The sequence below is a fragment of the Mesorhizobium sp. CA14 genome, from assembly GCF_020165195.1.
Lineage (GTDB): Bacteria > Pseudomonadota > Alphaproteobacteria > Rhizobiales > Rhizobiaceae > Mesorhizobium.
In genome coordinates this window covers 281972-306487 of sequence record NZ_JAIUHR010000001.1, presented here as the reverse complement: position 1 = coordinate 306487, position 24516 = coordinate 281972, and the positions used below count along the sequence as shown (strand labels likewise).

General features: G+C 63.0%; 22 protein-coding genes and 1 pseudogene. 18 read left to right on the top strand and 5 right to left on the bottom strand.

Translation table 11 applies throughout. From position 1 onward, the window contains the following. Positions 1-12 precede the first annotated feature (12 nt). Entirely contained in the window at positions 13-552 is a 540-nt protein-coding gene (locus LB565_RS01470; protein ID WP_224581547.1) for a GNAT family N-acetyltransferase, read from the top strand. Here the strand turns inward: LB565_RS01470 and LB565_RS01465 are convergent. Beyond that, positions 544-1428, bottom strand: a complete 885-nt coding sequence (locus tag LB565_RS01465; RefSeq protein ID WP_224581415.1) for a LysR family transcriptional regulator — start codon at positions 1426-1428, stop codon at positions 544-546. The two genes, LB565_RS01470 and LB565_RS01465, sit on opposite strands and share 9 nt — an antisense overlap. Before the next feature lie 112 nt (positions 1429-1540). Between LB565_RS01465 and LB565_RS01460 the strand changes: the two genes are divergently transcribed. Both LB565_RS01460 and LB565_RS01455 read left to right on the top strand, forming a co-directional pair. Next, complete coding sequence (locus LB565_RS01460; RefSeq protein ID WP_224581414.1) at positions 1541-2692, top strand: gamma-butyrobetaine dioxygenase; 1152 nt, start codon at positions 1541-1543, stop codon at positions 2690-2692. Next, positions 2689-3279: an HD domain-containing protein gene (locus LB565_RS01455; RefSeq protein ID WP_224581413.1), complete on the top strand. Its 591-nt coding sequence runs from the start codon at positions 2689-2691 to the stop codon at positions 3277-3279. Before LB565_RS01460 ends, LB565_RS01455 begins: the two co-directional genes overlap by 4 nt. 50 nt (positions 3280-3329) lie before the next feature. On the opposite strand, the gene LB565_RS01450 is transcribed toward LB565_RS01455, so the two are convergent. Together LB565_RS01450 and LB565_RS01445 are read right to left on the bottom strand one after the other, a co-directional pair. After that, positions 3330-5138: an NAD(P)/FAD-dependent oxidoreductase gene (locus LB565_RS01450; protein WP_224581412.1), complete on the bottom strand. Its 1809-nt coding sequence runs from the start codon at positions 5136-5138 to the stop codon at positions 3330-3332. Positions 5139-5221: 83 nt separating this feature from the next. Further along, positions 5222-5383, bottom strand: a complete 162-nt coding sequence (locus tag LB565_RS01445; protein ID WP_224581411.1) for a hypothetical protein — start codon at positions 5381-5383, stop codon at positions 5222-5224. Between the two features lie 343 nt (positions 5384-5726). On the opposite strand from LB565_RS01445, the gene LB565_RS01440 reads away from it, so the two are divergent. The 11 genes and pseudogenes from LB565_RS01440 to LB565_RS01390 all read left to right on the top strand — a co-directional run bounded on the left by LB565_RS01440 (position 5727) and on the right by LB565_RS01390 (position 17459). After that, entirely contained in the window at positions 5727-7508 is a 1782-nt protein-coding gene (locus LB565_RS01440) for an acetolactate synthase 3 large subunit (protein ID WP_224581410.1), read from the top strand. An 83-nt stretch (positions 7509-7591) separates the two neighbouring features. After that, positions 7592-8167 (top strand): acetolactate synthase small subunit, encoded by a 576-nt coding sequence (gene ilvN, locus LB565_RS01435; RefSeq protein WP_027169049.1) that lies wholly within the window; start codon positions 7592-7594, stop codon positions 8165-8167. Positions 8168-8261: 94 nt separating this feature from the next. Further along, positions 8262-8858 (top strand): LysE family translocator, encoded by a 597-nt coding sequence (locus LB565_RS01430; protein WP_224581409.1) that lies wholly within the window; start codon positions 8262-8264, stop codon positions 8856-8858. Positions 8859-9072: 214 nt separating this feature from the next. Further along, the gene (locus LB565_RS01425; RefSeq protein WP_224581408.1) at positions 9073-10362 is read left to right on the top strand and encodes an efflux RND transporter periplasmic adaptor subunit; all 1290 of its coding nucleotides are present in this window, start codon (positions 9073-9075) and stop codon (positions 10360-10362) included. Next, entirely contained in the window at positions 10359-13511 is a 3153-nt protein-coding gene (locus tag LB565_RS01420) for an efflux RND transporter permease subunit (RefSeq protein WP_224581407.1), read from the top strand. The genes LB565_RS01425 and LB565_RS01420 overlap by 4 nt, the downstream gene beginning before the upstream one ends. A 64-nt stretch (positions 13512-13575) precedes the next feature. After that, positions 13576-14193, top strand: coding sequence for a nitrile hydratase subunit alpha (gene nthA, locus LB565_RS01415; RefSeq protein WP_224581406.1), 618 nt, complete (start codon positions 13576-13578; stop codon positions 14191-14193). Further along, the gene (gene nthB, locus LB565_RS01410) at positions 14190-14849 is read left to right on the top strand and encodes a nitrile hydratase subunit beta (RefSeq protein ID WP_224581405.1); all 660 of its coding nucleotides are present in this window, start codon (positions 14190-14192) and stop codon (positions 14847-14849) included. The genes nthA and nthB overlap by 4 nt, the downstream gene beginning before the upstream one ends. After that, positions 14836-15180 (top strand): nitrile hydratase accessory protein, encoded by a 345-nt coding sequence (locus LB565_RS01405; RefSeq protein WP_224581404.1) that lies wholly within the window; start codon positions 14836-14838, stop codon positions 15178-15180. The genes nthB and LB565_RS01405 overlap by 14 nt, the downstream gene beginning before the upstream one ends. Positions 15181-15296: 116 nt before the next feature. Continuing rightward, positions 15297-15826: pseudogene (gene fusA / locus LB565_RS01400) on the top strand (elongation factor G); the annotation flags it as partial. Further along, positions 15803-16192, top strand: a complete 390-nt coding sequence (locus LB565_RS01395; protein ID WP_411970598.1) for a hypothetical protein — start codon at positions 15803-15805, stop codon at positions 16190-16192. The pseudogene fusA and the gene LB565_RS01395, both read left to right, overlap by 24 nt. A gap of 139 nt (positions 16193-16331) precedes the next feature. Continuing rightward, a complete protein-coding gene (locus tag LB565_RS01390) occupies positions 16332-17459 on the top strand; it encodes an ATP-dependent RecD-like DNA helicase (protein WP_224581403.1) in 1128 nt (375 codons plus the stop codon). A gap of 12 nt (positions 17460-17471) precedes the next feature. Here LB565_RS01390 and LB565_RS01385 read toward each other — a convergent pair whose 3' ends face one another. Continuing rightward, a complete protein-coding gene (locus LB565_RS01385; protein ID WP_224581402.1) occupies positions 17472-17867 on the bottom strand; it encodes an STAS/SEC14 domain-containing protein in 396 nt (131 codons plus the stop codon). Positions 17868-18040: 173 nt separating this feature from the next. Between LB565_RS01385 and LB565_RS01380 the strand changes: the two genes are divergently transcribed. The 3 genes from LB565_RS01380 (at position 18041) to LB565_RS01370 (ending at position 22845) form a co-directional block, all read left to right on the top strand. Continuing rightward, positions 18041-18781, top strand: coding sequence for a pyridoxine 5'-phosphate synthase (locus LB565_RS01380; protein ID WP_224581401.1), 741 nt, complete (start codon positions 18041-18043; stop codon positions 18779-18781). 86 nt (positions 18782-18867) lie between these two features. Then, the gene (locus tag LB565_RS01375; protein WP_224581400.1) at positions 18868-20781 is read left to right on the top strand and encodes a potassium transporter Kup; all 1914 of its coding nucleotides are present in this window, start codon (positions 18868-18870) and stop codon (positions 20779-20781) included. Between the two features lie 147 nt (positions 20782-20928). Next, positions 20929-22845, top strand: a complete 1917-nt coding sequence (locus LB565_RS01370) for a potassium transporter Kup (protein WP_224581399.1) — start codon at positions 20929-20931, stop codon at positions 22843-22845. Between the two features lie 165 nt (positions 22846-23010). On the opposite strand, the gene LB565_RS01365 is transcribed toward LB565_RS01370, so the two are convergent. Next, a complete protein-coding gene (locus LB565_RS01365) occupies positions 23011-23904 on the bottom strand; it encodes an SDR family oxidoreductase (RefSeq protein WP_224581398.1) in 894 nt (297 codons plus the stop codon). A gap of 168 nt (positions 23905-24072) precedes the next feature. Between LB565_RS01365 and LB565_RS01360 the strand changes: the two genes are divergently transcribed. Beyond that, the gene (locus LB565_RS01360) at positions 24073-24483 is read left to right on the top strand and encodes a winged helix-turn-helix transcriptional regulator (protein ID WP_224581397.1); all 411 of its coding nucleotides are present in this window, start codon (positions 24073-24075) and stop codon (positions 24481-24483) included. Positions 24484-24516 lie beyond the last annotated feature (33 nt).

Below are 24516 nucleotides of genomic sequence, written 5' to 3'. Positions count from 1 at the left end.
GAGAGCACCAGCATGAATTCCCTTGAAATCCGGGCGTTGAGCGACGATGCGGCGACCATCGCGATGCTCACCGATCTGTTGATCGAGACGGTCGCCGCCGGCGGGTCGGTGAGCTTCATGCATCCGTTGTCGGTGGAGGCCGCCCGGGATTTCTGGCGCAAGTCGCTTGCCGCGGCCGCGCGTGGGGAAAGGGCGATGCTGGGCGCATGGCGGGGTGATGCGCTTGCTGGCACCGTGACGCTGCTGCTCGACTTCCCGCCCAATCAACCGCACCGCGCCGAGATCGCCAAGCTGATGACCGGCCGAAACCATCGCGGCAAAGGCGTGGCGACGGCCCTGATGCGGGCAGCGGAGAAACTGGCCGTTGAGAAAGGCCGCACGCTGTTGGTGCTGGACACCGCCAGCGAAGAGGGCGCGGCCGGGCTTTATAAGAAACTCGGTTTCACCTTGGCCGGTGAGATCCCCGATTTTGCTCTCAAGCCGCATGGCGGGCTGACCGGCACGCTCATCTACTGGAAACGGATCGGAGCAGCGGCCGACACGCTATCTTGAACTTCCGGCAACGTGCGACAGAAGCCAGCGGCGAAAATCCTGCTCGGCGCCGGACAGTCGCGATGATGACGGTCTCGTCAGGAAATGGCCCGAGGGGCTCGAAAGCTCGAAATCCGAAAGCCTGACGAGAGCCTTGTCCTTCAGAGCCGCGTCGATCAGCGGACGCGAGCCGAGCAGCGCTCCGGCGCCGGCCTTCGCGGCTTCCATGGCTGCGACGAAACTGTCGAAGCGATGCGAGCGCCGGGGATGGCCGGGAAGCCCCGCGGCGGCGAACCATTCCGCCCACATCTCGCGCGCGCCCGCCACCAGGAGCAGCGGCAACGACGTCCACTCGCCACCACGGGCAAGCGTTGAAGCCGCGACCGGGACAAGCCGCTCGACGGTCAGCCGGTCGGCCTCGCGCCCGGGAAAGGACCCGTTGCCGAAGCGTATGTCGAGCGCCGACCCCGGCTGGTCGTAGTCGGTCGGCCGATGGATGGTCACCAGATCGAGCCGGATCTGCGGCAGTGCTTTTGCCAGCTCGGGCAAGGCCGGGACCAGCACCAGCAGTGCGAAGGAGATAGGGACGCGGATGCTGACGGTCTGCAAAGCGCGGGGCTCGAACAGCTCATTGGTGCTGTTGCCGATGGTCGCGAATGCCGACTGGATGTGCGGGAGATAGGCTGCGCCCTCCGGCGACAATGCCACGCCGCGCGCTAGGCGCGCGAACAATCGCGTCCTGAGCCGCTCTTCCAGAAAACGGATGTGCTGGCTGACGGCGGCTTGCGTGAGCCCGAGCTCGGCGGCCGCGGCGGTGAAGTTCGACAGGCGGGCGGCAGCCTCGAAACTGCGCAGCCAGTCGAGAGGAGGCATCGCATCGAAAGCTTTTCCAGCCATCAGAAATTTAGCGCCAATACCCGCAAAACGATAATTTGAATTATGCCTCTGGTGAAGCCAGCATGCAATCCGTGCCCAACAGTGGCGGGTAGAGGATGGGAGCTTTCGGGATATGTTGAGGACGGCGACGCTGGGCAACGACGGACGAGTGATCGCGCTTGGCTGGAAGGACGGAACGGTGAGCCGCTTCCACGCCATATGGCTGCGCGACAATGCGCTGGATGACAAGACGCGCAGTGCTGGCAACGGACAGCGGCTGATCACCATCCTCGATATTCCGGCGGAAACGCGGATCGGCGCGGCTGAGATCAAGGGCGGAGCGCTGGAGGTCACATTCGCTCCTGAAGGCAAGACCGTCAGGTTTTCCGCAAGCTGGCTCCGCGCTCATGCCTACGATCGCAAGGAGGCTCGCGAACCTGGCTGGACGGGAGGCGGCATAGAGCGCTGGACGAAAGCCACGATGCAGAATTCCGTGCCGCGTGCTGCCTATGCGGATGCCAGCAGAGACAGCAACGTCTTGCGGCAATGGCTGGCTGCGGTCCGCAGCTTCGGCTTCGCCGTCATGGACGGCCTGCCGACGGAATCCGGCGCGCTGTGCAAAGTGGCGGACCTTTTCGGCTATATAAGGGAGACCAATTACGGGCGCTGGTTCGAGGTGCGGGCCGAGGTCAATCCGAACAATCTCGCCTACACCAATCTCGGCCTGCAGGCGCATACCGACAATCCCTATCGCGATCCGGTGCCGACGCTGCAGATCCTCGCCTGCATCGAGAACACGGTGGAAGGCGGCGAGTCCAGCGTCGTCGACGGGTTCGCGGTGGCGGCAGCACTTCAGTCGGAAAACCCAGACGGCTTCCGGCTGCTCTCTTCCTATCCGGCGCGTTTCGAATATGCCGGCTCGTCGGGCGTGCGGCTGCAGTCCAAGCGGCCGATGATCGAGCTCGGGCCCGACGGCGAGCTCATCTGCATCCGCTTCAACAACCGCTCGCTGGCGCCGGCCGTCGACGTGCCCTTCGCCGAGATGGACAGATACTACGCGACCTATCGCCGGTTCGCCGAGCTGATCGAGGATCCGGCCTTCGAGGTGACCTTCAAGCTTGAGGCGGGGCAATCCTTCATCGTCGACAACACCCGCGTCATGCACGCGCGCAAGGCGTTTTCCGGCAGCGGCAAGCGCTGGCTGCAGGGCTGCTACGCCGACAAGGACGGCCTGCTGTCGACGCTTGCGGCGATCGAGCATGGTTTCAAGGAGGCGGCGGAATGAATCCCAACGAATTGAACGCAGGCAACATCGTCGAGTTCATCGCCGACATCTTCGAGCGTCGCGGCGCCGAATCCTATCTCGGCGAGCCGGTCACGATGTCGGAGCATATGCTGCAAGGCGCGTGGCTGGCCGAGCAGGACGGCGCGCCGGAGGAGCTTGTGGCGGCGGCGCTGCTGCACGACATCGGCCACTATACCAGCGAGTTCGGCACCTATTCGCCCGACGACGTCGAGGACAAGCACCATGACGAGGCGGGCGGCGAGGTGCTGGCGCCTTTCTTCCCGCCGGTCATCGTCGAATGCGTCAGGCTGCATGTCTCGGCCAAACGCTATCTCTGCGCCACCGATCCGACCTATTTCAGCAAGCTGTCGCCGGCTTCGGTGCATACGCTGTCGCTGCAGGGCGGGCCGATGAGCGCGGAGGAGGTGGCTGAGTTCCGCAGCAATCCCTTCCACGACGAAGCGGTGCGCGTGCGGATCTGGGACGAGGGCGGCAAGGTCGCCGACATGAAGACGCGTGCCTTTCGCGACTACGTGCCCTTGCTCGAGCGGGTGGTGAAAAAGTTCGCGGCTGAGAAAGTGGCATAGATAACAGAAGCCCCGGCCGGGCTTCTGCTATCCGCGAGAGGGCCGTTGCGTCAGCTCTTGTGGTAGACCTCCTGCAGCCCGTAGACAGGCGTCGGCAGGCCAACTTGGCGCGCCTTGAGCTGCAGCGACAGATATTGCGAATAGTGGCGCGACTGGTGCAGGTTGCCGCCGTGGAACCAGAGCGCTTCCTGCTGCGTCGGCTTCCACATGTTGCGCTGCTCGCCCTCCCAAGGACCCGGATCCTTGGTGGTGGCGGAGCCGAGGCCCCAGACCTTGCCGACCTTGTCCGCTACCTCCTGCGAGATGAGGTCGGCGGCCCAGCCATTCATCGAGCCGTAGCCGGTGGCATAGATCACCAAGTCAGCCGGCAATTCGGTGCCGTCGACGAATTTGACGCCGGTTTCGGTGAGTTCCTGCACAGCGGCGTCCGGTCCGCTCTTCAGCTTGATCGAACCGTCGACGACGAGGTCGCAGGCGCCGACATCGATGTAATAGCCGGAGCCGCGGCGCAGATATTTCATGAAAAGGCCTGAGCCGTCGTCCCCCCAGTCGAGCATGAAGCCGGCCTTTTCCAGGTCTTCGTAGAATTTCGCGTCGCGCTCCTTCATCTGCTGGTAAAGCGGGATCTGGAACTCATGCAGGATGCGGTAGGGCAGCGAAGCGAAGATCATGTCGGCCTTGCCGGTCGTCATGCCGTTCTCCACCGCCTGCTCGGAGTAGAGCGCGCCAAGTCCGATATCCATCAGCGTGTCGGACTTGACGATGTGGGTCGACGAGCGCTGCACCATGGTCACGTCGGCGCCGCCTTCCCACAGCGCCGCGCAGATGTCATGCGCCGAATTGTTGGAGCCGATGACCACCACCTTCTTGCCGCGGTATTTGTCCGGGCCGGGATGGGTCGAGGAGTGCTGCTGCTCGCCCTTGAAGATATCCTGGCCGTTGTATTTCGGCCAGTTCGCCTTGCCCGACATGCCGGTCGCCAGCACCAGTTGCTTCGGCCTGAGCACGATCTCCTTGCCGTCGCGCTCGACGACGACCGTCCATTCCTTGGCCTTCTCGTCGTATTTGGCGGATTTCGCCGATGTGGAGCTCCAATAGTTCAGCTCCATCACCTTTGTGTACATTTCCAGCCAGTCGCCGATCTTGTCCTTGGGCGCGAAGACTGGCCAGTTCTTCGGAAAGTCGATATAGGGCAGGTGATCGTACCAGACCGGGTCGTGCAGGCAGAGCGACTTGTAGCGCTTGCGCCAGGAGTCGCCCGGACGCTCGTTCTTCTCGACAATGATGGCCGGCACGCCGAGCTGCTTCAGCCGGGCGCCGAGCGCGATACCGCCCTGGCCGCCGCCGATGATGACCACATAGGGTTGCCTGGTGTGGCCGAGTTCGGCGATCTCGTCGTCGCGCTCCTCACGCCACGTCTTGCGGCCCTTGCCGTGCCCATGCTTGGCGCCGAGCGGGCGGGTGAAGCCCGCCTTCTCCTCATGGCCCTTCAGCTCCGCCATGGTGGTGAGCAGGGTCCAGATCAGCTCGCCCTTGAACCGCACGAGGCCAAAGCCGCGCGCCACACTCGTCTCGAAGGTGATCCAGGCGGTGATGACGCCGCCGTCCTCGGTCGCTTCCTCGCCCTTGGCCACCGCCCAGCCCGTCGGCTTGGTGCTGGCCAGCGTCGCCTGCAGCATGTCGCGGATCTGGTCCTGGCCCTCCATCGTCTTCAGGTTCCAGGTGAAGGTGACAAGGTCGCGCCAGTAGCAATCGGCCTGGAAGCAGTTGACGGCGCTGTCGATGTCGCCGGCTTCCAGCGCCTTGCCGAACTTGTCGAGCAGCGCCTGCGCCTTGGTGGTGGGTGTCCTCTCGAGCATTTGTTCTCCTCCACTTTGCTAGAGTCCGGCATGAGCAGTAGGCGGCGTGCCAATCGTGACGCTCATGAGGGATTACAATGAAATCAAACCGTTAGGACGATATAAGCTTCGGTCGGCCGTGCCGGGTCGAGCCGATGAATGTCGATGCAGCGCAGCCAGGATTGGACCACGATATCGTCGCGATACGATCGCACGCCGGACAGAACCTGGTCGATCTCGCGTATATGCTTCCGCTCGCCAGCCATGCGTCCTCCTCGCACGTCTTTTGCCCGCGCATAGTGGTGTGTCGGAGAGGCACGCTCAACTGTACTATGGTAGCTGTGCGATGGGAGCGCGCCGGCGCCGTTCTCACAGGCGAGTGAATTCGCGCTGGACCCCATTGACGAGCCCGCGTTTTCGCCCTTATTGTCCGCGCCCATGAAAACGGCACTCATTCTCGTAGGCTGGCGCGTGGGCAAGGCGGTGTAACCGCCGGGCGAAAACCTCCCATGCGCATCCCACAGGCTCCCTCGGGGGCCTTTTTTATTGCCTTCAACCAACTTAACGAGCAGCAAATCGCCAGACGGCGGACAGTACGGGACCAGACCGATGAGCAACGGACAGAACGAGCGGCGCGAGATGACAGGCGCGGAGATGGTGGTGCAGGCGCTGAAGGACAATGGCGTCAAGCATGTCTTCGGCTATCCGGGCGGCGCGGTGCTTCCGATCTATGACGAAATTTTCCAGCAGGACGAGGTCGAGCACATTCTGGTCCGGCACGAGCAGGGCGCCGGCCATGCGGCCGAAGGCTATGCGCGCTCGACAGGCAAGGCCGGTGTGCTTTTGGTGACCTCGGGTCCCGGCGCGACCAATGCGGTGACGCCGCTGCAGGACGCGCTGATGGATTCCATCCCGCTGGTCTGCCTCACCGGCCAGGTGCCGACCTCGCTGATCGGCTCCGACGCCTTCCAGGAATGCGACACCGTGGGTATCACGCGCCCCTGCACCAAGCACAACTGGCTGGTGAAGGACGTCAACGAGCTCGCCGCCACCATCCATGAGGCCTTCCATGTCGCGACGACGGGGCGTCCCGGCCCGGTCGTGGTCGACATCCCGAAGGACGTGCAGTTCGCCAAGGGCATCTACGTGCCGCCGCAGACGGCGCCGCGCACCAGCTACCAGCCGAAGGTCCAGGGCGACCTGGAGAAGGTGAAGGCTGCCGTCGAGCTGATGGCGGGCGCGAAGAGGCCGATCATCTATTCGGGCGGCGGCGTCATCAATTCCGGTCCGGAAGCCAGCCATCTGCTGCGCGAGCTGGTCGATCTCACCGGCTTTCCGATCACCTCGACGCTGATGGGGCTCGGCGCCTATCCGGCATCAGGCAAGAACTGGGTCGGCATGCTCGGCATGCACGGCACCTACGAAGCCAATATGGCGATGCACGATTGCGACGTGATGATCTGCATCGGCGCGCGCTTCGACGACCGCATCACCGGCCGGCTCAGTGCGTTCTCGCCGAACTCGAAGAAGATCCATATCGACATCGATCCGTCCTCGATCAACAAGAACGTCCATGCCGATATCGGGATCCTCGGCGATGTCGGTCGCGTGCTGGAGGATCTGGTGCGGCTGTGGCGGGCGACCGCAAAGGTCGACAAGAAGGCGCTTTATCCGTGGTGGGAGCAGATCGCGAAATGGCGGGCGCGGGATTCGCTCGCCTATAAGATGAACAACGACGTGATCATGCCGCAATACGCGATCCAGCGGCTCTACGAACTGACCAAAGATAAGGATACCTACATCACCACCGAGGTCGGCCAGCACCAGATGTGGGCGGCGCAGCACTATCATTTCGACAAACCGAACCGGTGGATGACGTCGGGCGGGCTGGGCACTATGGGCTACGGCCTGCCGGCGGCGCTCGGCGTGCAGATCGCGCATCCCGATGCACTGGTCATCGACATCGCCGGCGACGCCTCGGTGCAGATGACCATGCAGGAGATGAGCTCGGCGGTGCAATATGAGGCGCCGATCAAGATCTTCATCCTCAACAACCAGTATATGGGCATGGTGCGCCAATGGCAGCAGCTGCTGCACGGCAACCGGCTGTCGCATTCCTACACCGAGGCGATGCCGGATTTCGTCAAGCTGGCGGAAGCCTATGGCGGCCACGGCATTCGCTGCGACAAGCCAGACGAGCTCGACGACGCGATCAAGGAGATGATCTCGGTCAAGAAACCGGTGCTGTTCGACTGCCGCGTGGCGACCTTGGCCAATTGCTTCCCGATGATCCCGTCGGGCAAGGCGCATAACGAGATGCTCCTGCCGGACGAGGCGACCGACGAGGTGGTCGCCAACGCCATCGACGCCAAGGGCAGGGAACTGGTGTAGGCAGCCATCAAGGCGAGGCTATCGAGAGAAAGCCGTGCGCAAACAGAGAATTAGCTCAAAAGTCTGAAATCGAGATTCACCTTATGAACGCACAGCACCTTCAACCGACCGGCTCCGCTTATTTCATCGCCAAGGAAACCGAGAAGCCGGAAACGCACACGCTTTCAGTGCTGGTCGACAACGAGCCGGGCGTGCTTGCCCGCGTCATCGGCCTGTTCTCGGGCCGTGGCTACAACATTGAAAGCCTTACCGTTTCCGAGACTGAGCATGAGAAGCATCTGTCGCGCATCACCATCGTGACGCGCGGCACGCCGCATGTGATGGAGCAGATCAAGCATCAGCTCGAGCGCATCGTGCCGGTGCACCGGGTGGTCGACCTGACCGTGCGCTCGCATGAGCTTGGGCAGGAGCGGCCGCTGGAACGCGAGCTCGCGCTGGTCAAGGTCGCCGGCACTGGCGACGCCCGGGTTGAGGCGCTTCGTCTCGCGGATGCTTTCCGCGCCTCGGTCATCGACGCCAACACCGAGCATTTCATCTTCGAGATCACCGGCAAGGGCTCCAAGCTCGACCAGTTCATCGCCATCATGAAGCCGCTTGGACTGGTCGAGATCTGCCGCACCGGCGTCGCCGCGATGAACCGCGGCCCGCAGGGAATGTGAACAGGACAACCATCCTGTTTCAAGCTTGGCCCGGCGGTTGCCGGTTCTGGCTTTTGCGCATTTGCTAAAAGGACAGTAAGGCTGGGAGGATAACATGTCGCTCGACACATTCCTTGCCCTGTTGGTCTATGCCTTCGTGACTTCGATCACGCCGGGGCCGAACAACCTCATGCTGCTCGCTTCCGGCGTCAATTTCGGCATCACCAGGACGGTTCCGCATATGCTGGGCATCAGCATCGGCTTCCTGGTCCTGTTGCTGGCCGTCGGCTTCGGGCTCGGCGCGGTGTTGACGGCGTTCCCTGCGCTGCATACGGCGCTGAAGATCGCGGGCGCCGCCTACCTGCTCTACCTCGCCTGGAAGATCGCCATGTCGCGCTCGATGAGCGATGGAAAAGGAGCGGAGGGGCAGCCGATGCGCTTCATCGACGCCGCTGCCTTCCAGTGGGTCAACCCCAAAGCATGGGTGATGGCGATCACTGCGATGGCCGTCTATACCAATGCCGATCACCCGTTCGTCTCGGTGGCGCTCATCTCGATCGCCTTCACCATCGTCAACCTCCCCAGCGTTTCGGTGTGGGCCGGGTTCGGCACGGCGTTGCGCGGCTTCCTGTCGGATCCGGTGCGGCTGAAATGGTTCAATATCGCCATGGGCGTGCTGCTGGCGGCGACGCTGTGGCCAATGCTCCGTTAGGGCATTTTTGGACCGACGCGAGGGTCCGCGACGGCATGTTAGCCGGCTGCCTAGCCATTGTGCAGTGCACATTAAATCTTCGTAATGCCCCGTTTTGGCCCTTTTCCGCCAAAGCCTTGTCCTATCTACTCCACGAAAATCGCGGCACGAGATCGTGAAGCGAGCTAGAATGGACCACCGGTATCGGCGTGTCGGATAGAAGGCTTATTTGTCGATGCGCGGAAAAATCGCCTTTGCAGTGGTTGCGGTCGCCTGCTTGGCGGGCGCCGGGTTCTATCTTTCGCCCACGATGTTGCCCAAGGTCGAGCAACTGATTTCGGGCAAGCAGGCCAGCGTGGCCACCGCGGATAAGACGGCGAGCGGCGATAAAGCGGCCGGTGCCTCGGACAATGCGAAAGGCGGCGGTCCGCGTTCGGCCTCGATCGTCTCCGCCACCGCGACGACCGCCGATTTTCCGATCCGCCGCTATGCTATCGGCTTCGTCTCGTCACCGCAGGTGGTCAACATCAATGCCCGTGTTTCCAGCCAGATCGTGTCGATCGCGGTCAAGGACGGGCAGATGGTCAAGGCCGGCGATCTGCTCATTTCGCTCGATGACCGCGCGCTGAAGGCGCAGCTCGCCAAGGATCAGGCGATGCTGGCCAAGGACCAGGCGATGCTGGTGAGCGCCCAGGCCGATCTGCAGCGCGCCAAGGATCTCGTCACCAAGCAGGCCGGCACGCAGCAGACCTACGATCAGGCGCTGGCGGCGCAGAAGGCCGCGGCCGCCAACATCGACGCGGACAAGGCGACCATCGATGCCGACACCGTGCAATTGAGCTATGCAACGATTACGGCGCCGATCTCGGGCCGGCTCGGCGCCATCAATGTCTCGGTCGGCGATCTCGTCACCACCAGCAACGGCAACTCGAGCAGCTCGACGCCGCTGGTCACCATCACGCAGATAGACCCGCTGCAGGTGAACTTCACGCTGCCCGAGAGCAACCTTGCCCTGTTGCACAAGGCGCTCGCCGACCCACAGCAAGGCGACGTGACGCTGACCAAGAACGGCGATCCCATGCCGATCGGCAAGGGCACGCTCGATTTCGTCGATTCCAGCGTCGATACGGCCTCCGGCACCATCGCCACGCGGGCGAGCATACCGAATCCGGATCTTTCGCTGTGGCCTGGGCAGTATGTGAACGTGGTGCTCGAGGCCGGCATGATGCCGCAGATGACCTCGGTTCCGACGGTCGCGGTGCAGCCCAGCCAGAAGGGCCCCTTCGTCTATGTGCTCAAACCGGACAACACCGTCGAGATGCGGCCGGTGCAGGTGGCGCTGACGGAGGGCCAAAACAGCGCCATCAGCGATGGTCTCAAGAGCGGCGAGAAGGTCGTCGTTGAAGGCCAGACACGGTTGAAGAACGGCGCGGCGGTGCATGAAGGCAAAGCCGCGGCCGGATCCGGTGATCAGGCATCGCCCAAGGTCGCGGAGGCCGACAAGGCCGGCGGGGCGAGCCGATGATCTCCGAATTCTGCATTCGCAGGCCCGTCGCCACGCTGCTGATGTCGTTCGCCCTCATTCTGGGCGGTATTTTTGCCTACAAGTTCCTGCCGGTGGCGGCGCTGCCCAGCGCCGAATTTCCGGTGGTCAACGTTTCGGCCAGCCTTCCCGGCGCTTCGCCGGAGACGATGGCGACATCGGTGGCGACGCCGCTGATCAAGCAATTCGCGACCATCGCCGGCATCGATTCGATCTCGACCACCAATTCGCTCGGGCAGACCTCGATCGCCATCCAGTTCGTGCTCAACCGCGACATCGATGCCGCCGCCGCGGACGTGCAGGCGGCGATCGCGCGAACGCAAAAATCGCTGCCCCCGGAAATGACCTCGCCGCCGAGCTATCGCAAGGTCAATCCCGCCGATGCGCCGATCCTTCTGATGTCGCTGGTGAGCGACACGGTCCCGCTGACCGATCTTGACGCCTTCGCGGAAAACGTGATCTCGCCTTCGCTGTCGACCATCGACGGCGTTGCGCAGGTCTCGATTTTCGGCCAGCAGAAATATGCCGTGCGCATACAGATCGATCCGACCGCGCTCGCCGCGCGCGGCATCTCGATCGATCAGCTGCAGGCAGCGATCACTTCGGCCAACAGCAACACCCCGCTCGGTGTTTTGCAGAACAACAAGCAGCAGCTGACGATTACCGCCAACACGCAGCTCACTGACGCTGCAGGTTTCTCCAATCTCATCATCGCCACCAAGAACGGCCGCCCGGTGCGGCTGGGCGACGTGACGCGCGTCGTCGATTCCGTGCAGACCACGACGACGGCGAGCTGGTATGACGGCACGCGCGCAATCATCATGGCCGTGCAGCGCCAGCCCGACGCCAACACCGTCGCGGTCGTCGACAAGGTCAAGGCGATGCTGCCGTCCTTCCAGGAGCAGATGCCGGCCGCCGCCCAGATCAAGCTGCTCAACGACCGCTCGACATCGATCCGCCAGGCCGTCGACGACGTTCAGTTCACGCTGCTCCTGACCATCGCGCTGGTGGTGCTGGTAATCTTCGTGTTTCTGCGCCGGGTGACGGCGACGATCATCCCGGCGGTGGCGGTGCCGATCTCGCTGATCGCCACGCTTGGCGCGATGTTCCTGTTCGGCTTCTCGATCGACAACATCTCGCTGATGGGATTGACTTTGGCCGTCGGCCTTGTCGTCGACGACGCCATCGTCATGCTGGAAAACATCTTCCGTCATATGGAAGAAGATGGGTTGCCGGCTTTCGACGCGGCGCTGAAGGGCGCCCGCGAAATCGGCTTCACCATCATCTCGATCTCGATCTCGCTGGTGGCGGTGTTCATTCCGGTGCTTCTGATGGGCGGGGTCATCGGCCGCATTTTCAACGAATTCGCCGTCGTGGTGACCGTCGCCATCCTGGCCTCGATGTTCGTGTCGCTGACGCTGACGCCGATGCTCTGCTCGCGTCTGTTGTCGGTGACCAAGGCCGATCGCGAAAAGCACGCCCCCGGTCATAAGCCGGACCTCTTCACGCGCGGCTACGACCGGATCCTGGGCTTCTGCCTGCGAAACACTTTCCTGGTGTTCCTCGTCTTCGTCGCAACCGCCGCAGCGTCGGTTTGGCTGATCCAGGTTTCGCCGAAAGGCTTCTTTCCGCAGGAGGATATCAGCCAGATCTCGGTGTCCACGCTTGCGCGCCAGGACATCTCGTTCGACGCCATGGCGAAGCTGCAAGGGCAGGTGGCAAGCGTGTTTTCGAAGTCGCCCTATGTCGACCATGTGGCCTGGTCGGCGGGCAGCGGCAACAACGCGCTCAACCAGGGCCAGCTCTTCGTCCAGCTCAAGGGCAAGGATCAGCGGCCTAACATCGAGAAAGTGCTCTCCGATCTCAGACGCCAGCTTGCCGGCGTGGCGGGCATCGAGACCTATATGCAGCCCGTGCAGAACCTGCGGCTCGGCTCGCGGTCGTCGGCCAGCGCCTATCAGCTCGTGGTGCAGGGCCTGGATACCGGCCAGACCGACATCTGGGCGCAGAAGCTGAACGACGCGATGGCCGCGGATCATACGAAATTCACCGACGTCACCAGCGACCTGCAGAACAACGCATTGCAGGCCTCGCTTGTGATCGACCGCGACAAGGCGGCCCAGCTCGGCATCGACACCAACACGCTGCGTTCCGCCCTCTATGGCGGCTTCGGCACCGACCAGGTTTCGACCATCTTCGGTTCGGCCGACAGCTATGAGGTCATCACCGAACTCGATCCCAAGATCGAATGGTCGCCCGAGCGGATGCTGGCCATCCAGGTGAGGACCGCTAGCGGCAGCCTTGTGCCTCTCGGCGCCTTCGCGCATGTCGATCGCACGGCCGGCGCGCTGACGGTCAATCAGCTCGGCCAGCTTCCGGCCGTGACGATCTCCTACAACCTGCCGCAGGGCGTATCGCTCGGCGACACGGTGACCCGCATCGACCAGCTCAAAGAGCAGATCGGCATGCCGAAAGAGATCTCGACGAGCTTTGCTGGCACGGCCAAGACCTTCCAGGATTCGCTTGCCAACCAGGGTCTCCTGATCGGCGGCGCGATCCTGACGATCTATATCGTTCTAGGCATGCTCTATGAGAGCTTCATCCACCCGCTCACCATCCTCACCGGCCTGCCGTCGGCGGTGCTCGGCGCGGTGGTGGCGCTGCGCTTCGCCGGCATGGATCTGTCGGTGATCGCGGTGATCGGCATTCTGATGCTGATCGGCATCGTCAAGAAGAACGGCATCATGATGGTCGACGTCGCGCTGGAGCTCAGGCGACAGGGCATGTCGGCGAGGGACTCCATTCACAAAGCCTGCTTGATGCGCTTCCGGCCCATCATGATGACGACGCTTGCGGCGTTGATGGGCACGTTCCCGATCGCGCTCGGCACCGGTGCCAGCGCCGAATTGCGCCAGCCGCTCGGCGTTGCCGTGGTCGGCGGTCTGCTCGCCTCGCAGGCGCTGACGCTGTTCGTGACGCCGGTGATCTACGTCTATTTCGAGAATTTCTCGGGCTGGCTTCTCAGTTTCTCGTCGAAGAGGAGCCGGCCGGCGCTGCATGTGGTGGAAGGCGGCGAGCAAGCCTCGCTGTTCGATGGCGAACCCGAGCCGCAGAAGACGGCGGCCGAGTAGATCGCTCCGACTGGCCCAAGCCGTGGCGCTTGCGGCCAGCCGCAGCCGATCTTAATCTGCGGCCATGTCCCACGATCATGACCACGACAACGAGCTCGATCCGTTCGCGGCGCGCGTGCGCGCGCTGGAGACGATCCTGACCCAAAAGGGCCTGATCGATCCGGCGGCCATCGACGTCATCGTCGACACCTACGAGACCAAGATCGGCCCGCGCAACGGCGCGCGGGTGGTGGCGAAGGCCTGGAATAATCCCGCCTATGCTGAATGGCTCAAGCGCGACGCGACGGCGGCGATCGCCTCGCTGGGCTACTCCGGCCGCCAGGGCGAGCACATGCAGTCCGTGTTCAACACCGAGGAGACGCACAACCTCGTCGTCTGCACGCTCTGCTCCTGCTATCCGTGGTCGGTGCTCGGCTTGCCGCCGGTCTGGTACAAAGCGCCGCCCTACAGATCGCGGGCAGTGATCGATCCACGCAGCGTGCTGGAGGAGTTCGGACTGACGCTGCCGGCGAAGAAGAAAATCCGTGTCTGGGATTCGACGGCCGAGCTTCGCTACCTGGTGGTGCCGATGCGTCCCAAGGGGACCGAGGGCTGGAGCGAAGAGCAGCTCGCCGGACTGGTCAGCCGCGATGCGATGATCGGCACCGCGCTTGCCAGAGAGCCGGAAGGGGAGCCGGCATGAACGGACCGCAGGATCTCGGCGGGCAGATGGGTTTCGGGCCGGTCGCGCCGGAAAAGGACGAGCCTTATTTCCACGCCGCATGGGAAAGACGGGCGCTCGGCGTGACACTCACCGCCGGGTCCATGGGGGCCTGGAATATCGACGAGAGCCGGCACGTGCGGGAATCGCTGCATCCGGCCGATTATTATTCATCGAGCTACTACCAGATATGGATCAAGGCGCTGGAAGTGCTCCTGAAACGCCATGGCTTCGTGACGGAGCGCGATCTCGCCGCCGGCAAGGCGGTCGATGCGGCCGCGACGCCGAAGAAAGTGCTGAGGGCGGCGGATGTGCCGGCGGTGCTCGCCAAGGGCGGGCCATGCGACCGGCCGGTCGCCACACCGGCGCGTTTCCGGGCGGGCGACCGGGTGCGGACGAAGAATTTCAACCCGACCGGACATACGCGCCTGCCGCGCTATGCGCGCGGCAAAAGCGGGACGATCGAGGCGGTGCGCGACGGCTTCGTCTTCCCCGACAGCAACGCGCACGGCAAGGGCGAGAACCCGCAATGGGTCTACACCGTGGTGTTCGACGGGCCCGAAATCTGGGGCGAGGGCGCTGATCCGACGCTCAGCGTCTCGATCGATGCCTGGGAGAGCTATCTTGAGCCGGCATGATGGAGCGTTGCCGGCGGGTTTCGACGAGCCGGTCTTCGCCGAGCCGTGGCAGGCCGAAGCCTTCGCCCTGACGGTTGCGTTGCACGGCGAGGGTCTGTTCTCGTGGAGCGAATGGGCGGAGGCTCTGTCCGCCGAGGTGAAGCAGCCAGGCGCCGCAAGCGATGGCCACGATTACTACGAGCATTGGCTGGTGGCGCTGGAGAAGCTTTTGTCCAGGAAGGGTGTCGCCCGCAAGGGCGAGGTCGATGAACTCGCCGCCGCCTGGGAACGCGCCGCGCACGCCACGCCGCATGGCAAGCCGATCCTGCTGGAGAACGATCCCGGACCCTGACGGCAGTTGAGAGCGGCGAAACCAAAGCGTCAGTTTAGCCTTCTGTTGTGTCAGTCTGAATTTCGCCTCGATGCGCCGTTGCAAATATTGGCGCTCCCTGCGACCGTGTCGCCACCATGGAAAAACCTGGCGCGCCCTGGCCTTTGCTGCAATTCGCGATCGAGCCCAAGTCCAGGGCCGACGAGCAGGAGTTTCGCACGGCTTTCTTGAAGGTGACAGAGGAGCAGCCCGACTTCCAGGTGAAATGGGATGAGGAATCGGGTCAGACGATCATCGGCGCTATGCGTGAGGTTGACCTCGAGACCATCATCGACCGCCTGCGCCATGAGTTCAATGTCTCGGTCAATGTTGGCGCTCCGCAAGTGGCCTATCGCGAAACGATTACCCGCACGCATGAGCAGGACTACACGCATAAAAGGCAATTCGCAGGCCAGGGTCAGTTCGCCCGCGTGACGATTATGTTCGAGCCCAACGGGCAGAACGTGGAGTTCATGTTTCTGTCCGGAATTTCTGACAATGCCGTTCCTGACGACTATGTCATGCGGTTGAAAAGGGGCTGCGAAGCATCCTCCCCTCCGGTCCCTATGCTGGCTTCCCGATGATCGGTATTAAGGCAACGCTGGTGGACGGTACCTATCATCACGCCGACTCCTCGGCGTCTGCTTTCGAGATCGCCAGCCGCGCCTGTTTCAAGGAAGCGGCGCCCAAGCTAGGCGTACAATTGCTTGAGCCGATCATGAGGGTCGAGGTGTTGGCGCCGGAGGTCTATGTCCGTGCCATTGTCAGCGATTTGAAGAGTCGCTTCGCTAAGTTCGAGAGTCAGGAAAGCCGGGGAACGGCTGTCGTTGTCACCGCGCTTGTGCCTTTGGCCAATATGTTCAAGCTGGAGGACACGCTTCGGTCGCGTTCGCAAGGGCAAGCGCGCTTGACTGTCAGCTATTGCGGATACGTGCCAGTCCCAGACGACGATGACGACCCGCCGGCCGCCGCGATGGCTCTTGCTCGCCGTTGATTGGCAATACTGGTTTGTTCTCTTTACGTTCCGGCTTGCGGCTGGTAGCCTGAGTTGTCGAGGCTAGCGCTCGCAGCCGGCAACGGTCGATATAGCGGCCAATCTTGTCTTTCGTCAGCGAATCCGGTCTGTCGCACTGATGGAATTTTCTCCCCAGCAGGATGAGGCTCTGAAGGCGGTCGGGCGTTGGCTCAAAGAGGGCCGGCCGCAGGTCTTTCGGCTGTTCGGCTATGCCGGCACCGGCAAGACGACGCTGGCGCGCTATTTCGCCGAGCATGTCGACGGCCAGGTGCAGTTCGCCGCCTTCACCGGCAAGGCGGCGCAGGTGCTGCGCTCGAAGGGGGCGACCAACGCCCGCACCATCCATTCGCTGATCTACAGGCCGAAGGGCGAGGAATCGGTCGAGGACGAAGTGACCGGCAAGACATCAATGTCGCCGACCTTCTCGCTCAACCGGCAAAGCCCGATTTCGCGCGCCAAGCTCGTCGTCATCGACGAATGCTCGATGGTCGACGAGCAGCTCGGTCGCGACCTGCAGAGTTTCGGCACGCCGATCCTGGTGCTCGGCGATCCGGCGCAGCTGCCACCGATTTCGGGCGGCGGCTTCTTCACCGAACACGAACCTGATGTGCTGTTGACGGAAATCCACCGCCAGGCGCGCGACAATCCGATCATCCGGCTTGCGCTCGACGTGCGCGAAGGCCGCGAATTCATGCATGGCGACTACGGCACGGCGCAGGTGATCGGCAGGGAAGCAGTCAACCAGGAACTGGTGCTCAAGGCCGACCAAGTGCTGGTCGGCACCAACCGCACGCGCCGTCGCTACAATCAAAGGCTGCGCGAGCTGAAGGGTTTCAACGCCGATTTCCCGCAAGCCGGCGACAAGCTGGTCTGTCTGCGCAACGACCCGGCCAAGGGGCTGCTCAACGGTTCGCTGTGGAAAGTGATGACCTCATCGCGTGAGACGGTGAAGCCCGGCATCAACCTTTTGGTCTCGCCGGAAGAGGACGATCCCGACCGCGGCGTCGCCAAGATCAAGCTGCTCAAGGCGGCATTCGACGATCCGGATGCCGAGATCCCCTGGCAGCAGAAGAAGCGCTTCGACGATTTCGATTACGGCTATGCGCTGACTGTGCACAAGGCGCAGGGCTCGCAGTGGAACGACGTGGTGCTGTTCGACGAGAGCTGGGCGTTCAAAGAGACCCGCCAGCGCTGGCTTTATACCGCAATCACCCGTGCCGCCGAGCGGCTGACGGTCGTTCGCTGACGCTTGCGAATGTCATATCGGCCTTGCGCCAAGCCACTGCCAGGCGGCTTCCTCGTCGTCGACATCGAAGCGCCTGAATTCGAAAGGCAGCGTCTTTGGGAAGATGCCGGCGACGAGAGAAGCCCAACTCGGCTCGCCGATGACGGCGCAGCGCACGACATGTTGCATTGCGTCGGCGACGCCCTGCCTGAGCGTGTCTTGATTGATATTGGCCCAGTCGACGCTTTCCTCGTCAGTCAGCCGCACCAGCACGTCGATCCTCGGATGCAGCGCGTAGGCGGCCTCCAGCAGGCCGAACAGGTTTTCAGCGTCGGCCGGCGAGACATCGCCGACGACGTCGATGGCGAAAAGCGCGTCGCGGTTGGTCTCGATGCGGCGGATCGCCGGCACGGCTTCGAGGAAATTCACTGGTAAATCCTTGCGCTCGAGCAATTCCAGGAAAAGTACGACGCGGTTTTCCGTTCGGAATTGCGTTAAAACAGAGAGGTTTAGCCTCCAACTATCCCCTGGAACACGCGAAACCCTCTATCTGTTCCCGTCAAAGGCGGTATAGATGCCCGCCGATCCACTGGACCCAGCTCATGCCCGCCAAGCTTTCGGTCAATCTCAACGCCGTCGCCATGCTGCGCAATCGTCGCGACCTGCCATGGCCGAGCGTCACCGGGCTTGGCCGCATTGCGCTTGCCGCCGGCGCGCACGGGCTGACGGTGCATCCGAGGCCCGACGAGCGGCACACCAGGCATTCCGACCTGCCGGAGATCAGGGCTCTGATCGACGACGAGTTTCCGGGCGCGGAGTTCAACATCGAGGGCTATCCGACCGAGGATTTCCTGGCGCTTGTCGAAAAGAACCAGCCCGAGCAGGTGACGCTGGTGCCGGACGACCCGGCGCAGGCGACTTCTGACCATGGCTGGAACTTCGTCGCCCAGGCGGCGTTCCTCACTCCGATCGTCAAGCGGTTGAAGAAAGGCGGCTTTCGCGTGTCGCTGTTTGCCGACGCGGATCCGGGCGGGGTCAACGCGGCTCGCGACACCGGCGCCGACCGCATCGAGCTCTATACCGGGCCGTATGGAGGTTATCATTCCGATTCCGCAAAGGCGGCGAAAGAACTGGAAAGACTGGGAAAAACCGCTGATGCGGCGTTCGCGGCCGGGCTCGGCGTCAATGCCGGCCACGATCTGACCGTGAAAAACTTGCCGGCATTGGCCAAACGCATCCCGGCATTGGCCGAAGTATCGATCGGACATGGGTTGACAGCGGATGCGCTGGAGTATGGCATGGCCGGCACTGTCGGGCGGTTCCTGAAGGCCTGCGGATGGTAGGGCGCCTTGCGTAACTCCGGCAGTTTCGGTGCGTCCCGCGTGTTGCGGCGACCTCGAAGCGTGACGAATCCGGTGAAATGGGGTTCATGGTGCTAGCCAACGCCAGCGAAACGGAATCCCTCGAACGCTCGGGCCATGCCGAAACCGAGCGGCAGCACAGCACCAAGGTCCTCATGCTTGGCGCGCTGGGCGTCGTCTATGGCGATATCGGCACGAGCCCGATCTACGCCTTCCGCGAGGCGCTGCACGCCTCGTCGAGCTCGGTCGCCCGCCACGATGTGCTCGGCGTGCTGTCGCTGATCGTCTGGGCGCTCACCATCATCGTCACGATCAAATATGTCGCCTTCGTGCTCAGGGCCGACAACAAGGGCGAGGGCGGCACGCTGTCGCTGATGTCGCTGGCGCGCAGCGCCTATCCTCCCGGCTCGCGCCTCATCCTGGTGATCGGCCTTTGCGGGGCCGCGCTGTTCTTCGGTGATTCGATCATCACGCCGGCGATCTCCGTGCTGTCGGCGGTAGAAGGCCTGAAAGTCGTCACGCCGGCGCTCGATGCCTATGTCGTGCCGATCACCCTGGTCATCCTGGCCATGCTTTTCGCCGTGCAGCGCTTCGGCACCGGCAAGGTGGCGGCGGTGTTCGGACCCGTGACGGCGACATGGTTCGTGGCGATCGGCGCGGCCGGCGTCTACCATATCGTCGACGACCCGTCCGTCTTCCTGGCGATCAATCCCTATTATGCGATCTATTACCTGGCCACCACGCCGACAGGCGCGTTCGTCACCGTCGGCGCCGTGTTCCTGGCGGTGACGGGCGCCGAGGCGCTTTATGTCGACCTTGGCCATTTCGGCCGCAAGCCCATCGTGATGGCCTGGTTCGCAATCGTCTTTCCTTGCCTGCTCTTGAATTATTTCGGACAGGGCGCCTTCGTGCTCTCGCATGGTGCCAAGCCCACCAATCCGTTCTTCCAGATGCTGCCCGAATGGGCGCTGATGCCGATGGTCGGCCTGGCGACCGCGGCCACGGTCATCGCCAGCCAGGCCGTCATTTCCGGCGCCTTCTCGCTGACAAGGCAGGCGGTGCAGCTCAACCTTCTGCCTCGCATCGAGGTGCAGCACACATCCGAGATGCAGAGCGGCCAGATCTATATGCCGAGGGTGAACCTCCTGGTCGCGCTCGGCGTGATGCTTCTGGTCGTGGGCTTCGGCAGCTCGAGCGCGCTTGCCTCCGCCTACGGCATTTCGGTGACTGGCGAGATGCTGATGACAACGGTGCTTTTGTTCGTCGTCATGCGCTGGCTCTGGAAATGGCAGGTTGCGGCCGCACTGGCGCTGGCGCTGCTGTTCGGCGTCATCGATCTCGGCTTCTTCTCGGCCAATGTGGTCAAGATCGTCGAGGGCGGCTGGGTGTCGATCACGGTCGCCTCGATCATGGGGCTAATCATGTGGACCTGGATCCGCGGCAGCCGCTATTTGTTCGACAAGACCCGCCGCAACGAGATCCCGCTCGATTTCCTGGCGGGAAACCTCTTGAAGAAGAAGCCGCAGCTGGTCTCGGGCACCGCCGTGTTCCTGACCAGCGATCCGCTGAGCGCGCCGACGGCGCTGATGCACAGCCTGAAGCATTACAAGGTGCTGCACGAAAAGAACGTCATCCTTTCGGTGGTGACGGCGCCGCAGCCGGTCGTGCCCGACAGCGAGCGCGTCAAGCTGGAAACCGTCAACGAGCTGTTCATGCGCGTGACGCTGACTTTCGGCTATATGGAGCAGCCGAACATTCCGCGCGCCTTGGCCATCTGCCGCAAGCAAGGCTGGAAGTTCGACATCATGACGACATCCTTCTTCCTGTCGCGGCGCTCGTTGAAGGCCTCGCCCAATTCCGGCATGCCGGTCTGGCAGGACCGGCTGTTCATCGGCCTGGCGCGAACCGCGGCGGACGCGACGGAATATTTCCAGATCCCGACCGGGCGCGTGGTCGAAATCGGTACGCAGGTCGCGATCTGACGAAACCGATTTTCGCCGGATGAAGAGGTCCGGCCGTTCCGTAAACTGAAAGCCGTGCGTCGGCGGCATGGGAGCCCTTACGTCAGGGCACTTGATATTGCACTGCAGCAAGCGTAGAGCACCGCGCGTTTTATCGGAGTGTCGTCCATGGCCCTTGCCAATGGCGCTGAGGCAGAACCCGCCGACCAATCGAGCCATCCAGAGATCGAACAGCACAGCACCAAGGTGTTGATGCTGGGCGCGCTCGGCGTCGTCTATGGCGATATCGGCACCAGCCCGATCTATGCGTTTCGCGAGGCGCTGCACGCCTCCTCGGGGGGCGACGTCGCCAATCGCGCCGACATTCTGGGCGTGCTGTCGCTGATCATCTGGTCGCTGACGATAACGGTCACCATAAAGTACATCATGTTCGTGCTGCGCGCCGACAACCGCGGCGAGGGCGGCGTGCTGTCGTTAATGGCGCTGGCGCGCGGCACCTTCCCGACGCGCTCGGCGATCGTGCTCGGCATCGGCATCGTGGGGGCATCGCTGTTCTTCGGCGACGCGGTCATCACGCCCGCTATTTCGGTGCTGTCGGCGGTCGAAGGCATGAATGTCGTCACGCCCGCCTTCCAGCCCTATGTCGTGCCGCTGACGCTGTTGATCCTCGCAATGTTGTTTGCCGTGCAGCGCTTCGGCACCGGCGGTGTGGGTCTGGTGTTTGGCCCGGTCACCGCCATCTGGTTCGTAGCCATCGGTCTCTCAGGGCTGAACCACATCATCTCGGATCCGGAAATCCTGTGGGCGATAAGCCCGCATTACATCGTGGCTTTTTTCATCAATTCGCCGGATGTGTCTTTCGTCACGGTCGGCGCCGTCTTCCTGGCGGTTACCGGCGCCGAGGCGCTCTATGCCGACCTCGGCCATTTCGGCCGCAAGCCGATCGTGCTGGCGTGGCTGGCGATTGTCTTTCCCTGCCTGCTTTTGAACTATGCCGGGCAGGGCGCCTATGTGCTCGCCAAGGGCGGCACGGTCGGCCATCCGTTCTTCGAGATGAACGAGGGCTGGGCACTTATCCCGATGGTGGTGCTGGCCGCGGCTGCGACGGTCATCGCCAGCCAGGCGGTGATTTCCGGCGCCTATTCGCTCACCCGGCAGGCAGTGCAGCTCAACATGTTGCCGCGCCTGGAAATCCTGCACACGTCGGAGAAGCAGTCGGGGCAGGTTTACATGCCGCGGGTCAACATGCTGATCGCGCTCGTCGTGATGCTGCTGGTGGTCGGTTTCGGCGAGTCCAGCAAGCTCGCCTCGGCCTATGGCATCTCGGTCACCGGCAACATGCTGGTGACGACGACGCTGCTCTTCGTCATCATGACGCGCATCTGGAAATGGAACCTCTGGCTGGCGGTCGGCCTGACGGCCATGTTCGCGCTGATCGACATCGGCTTCTTCGCCTCCAACATCGTCAAAGTGTTCGAAGGCGGTTGGGCGTCGCTCGCGGTCGCCTTCGCCATCATCCTCGGCATGTGGACCTGGGTGCGCGGCAGCCGCTATTTGTTCGACAAGACCCGCCGCAACGAGATCCCGCTCGATTTCCTGGCGGGAAACCTCTTGAAGAAGAAGCCGCAGCTGGTCTCAGGCACCGCCGTGTTCCTGACCAGCGATCCGCTGAGCGCGCCGACGGCGCTGATGCACAGCCTGAAGCACTACAAGGTGCTGCACGAGAAGAACGTCATCCTTTCGGTGGTGACGGCGCCGCAGCCGGTCGTGCCCGACAGCGAGCGCGTCAAGCTGGAAACTGTCAACGAGCTGTTCATGCGCGTGACGCTGACTTTCGGCTATATGGAGCAGCCGAACATTCCGCGCGCCTTGGCCATCTGCCGCAAGCAAGGCTGGAAGTTCGACATTATGACGACATCCTTCTTCCTGTCGCGGCGCTCGTTGAAGGCCTCGCCCAATTCCGGCATGCCGGTCTGGCAGGACCGGCTGTTCATCGGCCTGGCGCGAACCGCGGCGGACGCGACGGAATATTTCCAGATCCCCACCGGACGCGTGGTCGAAATCGGCACCCAGGTCGCGATCTGACAGGTCGGCCGGAGCAGTGCCGAAGGGAGGCGGGCGCCTGCCCGGCTGGCGCCGTGATCGCGGGAAGACGCGCTTGTCGCGACCGGTGAAAGCCTGGTCCGGCTCGGATGCTCAAGAAATCGAAGTGAAGCGCGCCGGGGGGACGACCTCCCGGCGCGCCAGATTTCAGCCGAGCAGGGCAGTCTTGTTCGCTTCGAGGAACTGCTTCAGCGTCCGCGGCTTGCGGCCCGAGAGTCTCTCGACGGCATCGGTTACCTCGCCTATGCGCCCGGCGCGGGTGTTGACATCGAAGGAGACGATGATGCGGGCGAAATCCTCGGGAACGCCTGCCGCCTTGACGCCTTCGGTCAGCGCCTCGTCCGGCAGTTGGATAACCTCCAGCGGCTTGCCGGTCACCTCGGTTACCAGCGCTGCAATCTCATTCGTGGTATAGGCCTGCGGGCCGGTCAGCGTGTAGATGTGGCTTTCCTTGGAGCCGGACGCGAGGCCGGCGGCGATGGCGGCCGCCATGTCGTCGCGCGCGCCGTGGGCGACGCGCCCGTCGGCGGCCGACGTGTACCACTTGCCCGACGAAATGGCATGCGGCAGCGACATGAACAGGTTCTCCTGATACCAGCCGTTGCGGAAGATGGTATAGGGGATGCCGCTTGCCTTGATCGCCTGCTCGGTGCCGTAGTGATCACCGGCAAACAGCACGGGCGAGCCGGGCTCCGGATTGGGCATCGAGGTGTAAAGCAAATGCGCAACACCGGCCGCCTTGGCCGCTGCCACCGCTGCCTGATGTTGTTTCAAACGCCGGTCGCTTTTCAAGTCGAGCTCGCCGGTCGAGATGATAAGCACCCGGTCGGCGCCCGCGAACGCTTTTTCCAGCGAAGCCGTATCGTCGAAATCGGCGGCCCTGACAGCGATGCCCCGCGCAGCCAGATCGGCGAGATTTTCCGGGTTGCGCGTGGTGGCGATGATGCTGGCTGGCGCAATTTTTTGCGCTTCGAGCAAGTGATTGATGACGGCGCGGCCAAGCTGGCCGGAGGCGCCGGTGACGAGAAGGGTTTCGGTCATGGAAGGTTCCTGAAAATTGCGTCGGAGGCGGATCGATTGGTAGTCTCAAAAAGAGACCAGCACTAAAATAGGAATTGACCCCAAGCCGTAAAGAAGGCAGTTTTTAGGGAGGTAGGCACAGCCAGGGAACCACTCCGGCCGGCCGAATTTCGATCAGCGGATGTCGCCATGGACAGCAAGATCTTCAACCTGAAAGCCAAGCTCGAGCTCTATAAGGCCATGACGAACGGCGGCAATTTCGCCGACTGCCCGGTCCGTGATGTCATCCAGGGCATCAGCGGCAAGTGGAGTTCGCTGCTGGTCATGGCGCTGGCAGAAAAACCCTACCGGTTCGGCGAGTTGCGGCGGCTGGTTCCCGACATCTCCCAGCGCATGCTGACGCAGACGCTCTACGACCTGCAGCGCGACGGCTATGTACATCGCGAGGTGTTCCCGACCAAGCCGCCAAGCGTCGAATACAGCTTGACCGATCTTGGGCGCTCGATGTTCCTGCCCCTCCAACAGCTCGTTCAATGGGCCGAACTCAATCATGACGCGGTGCGCGATGCGCGCGCCGCCTTCGACGCCGCCCAAGGCTGATCTCTCGATACAAGCGTCAAAGCGCCCGATTGA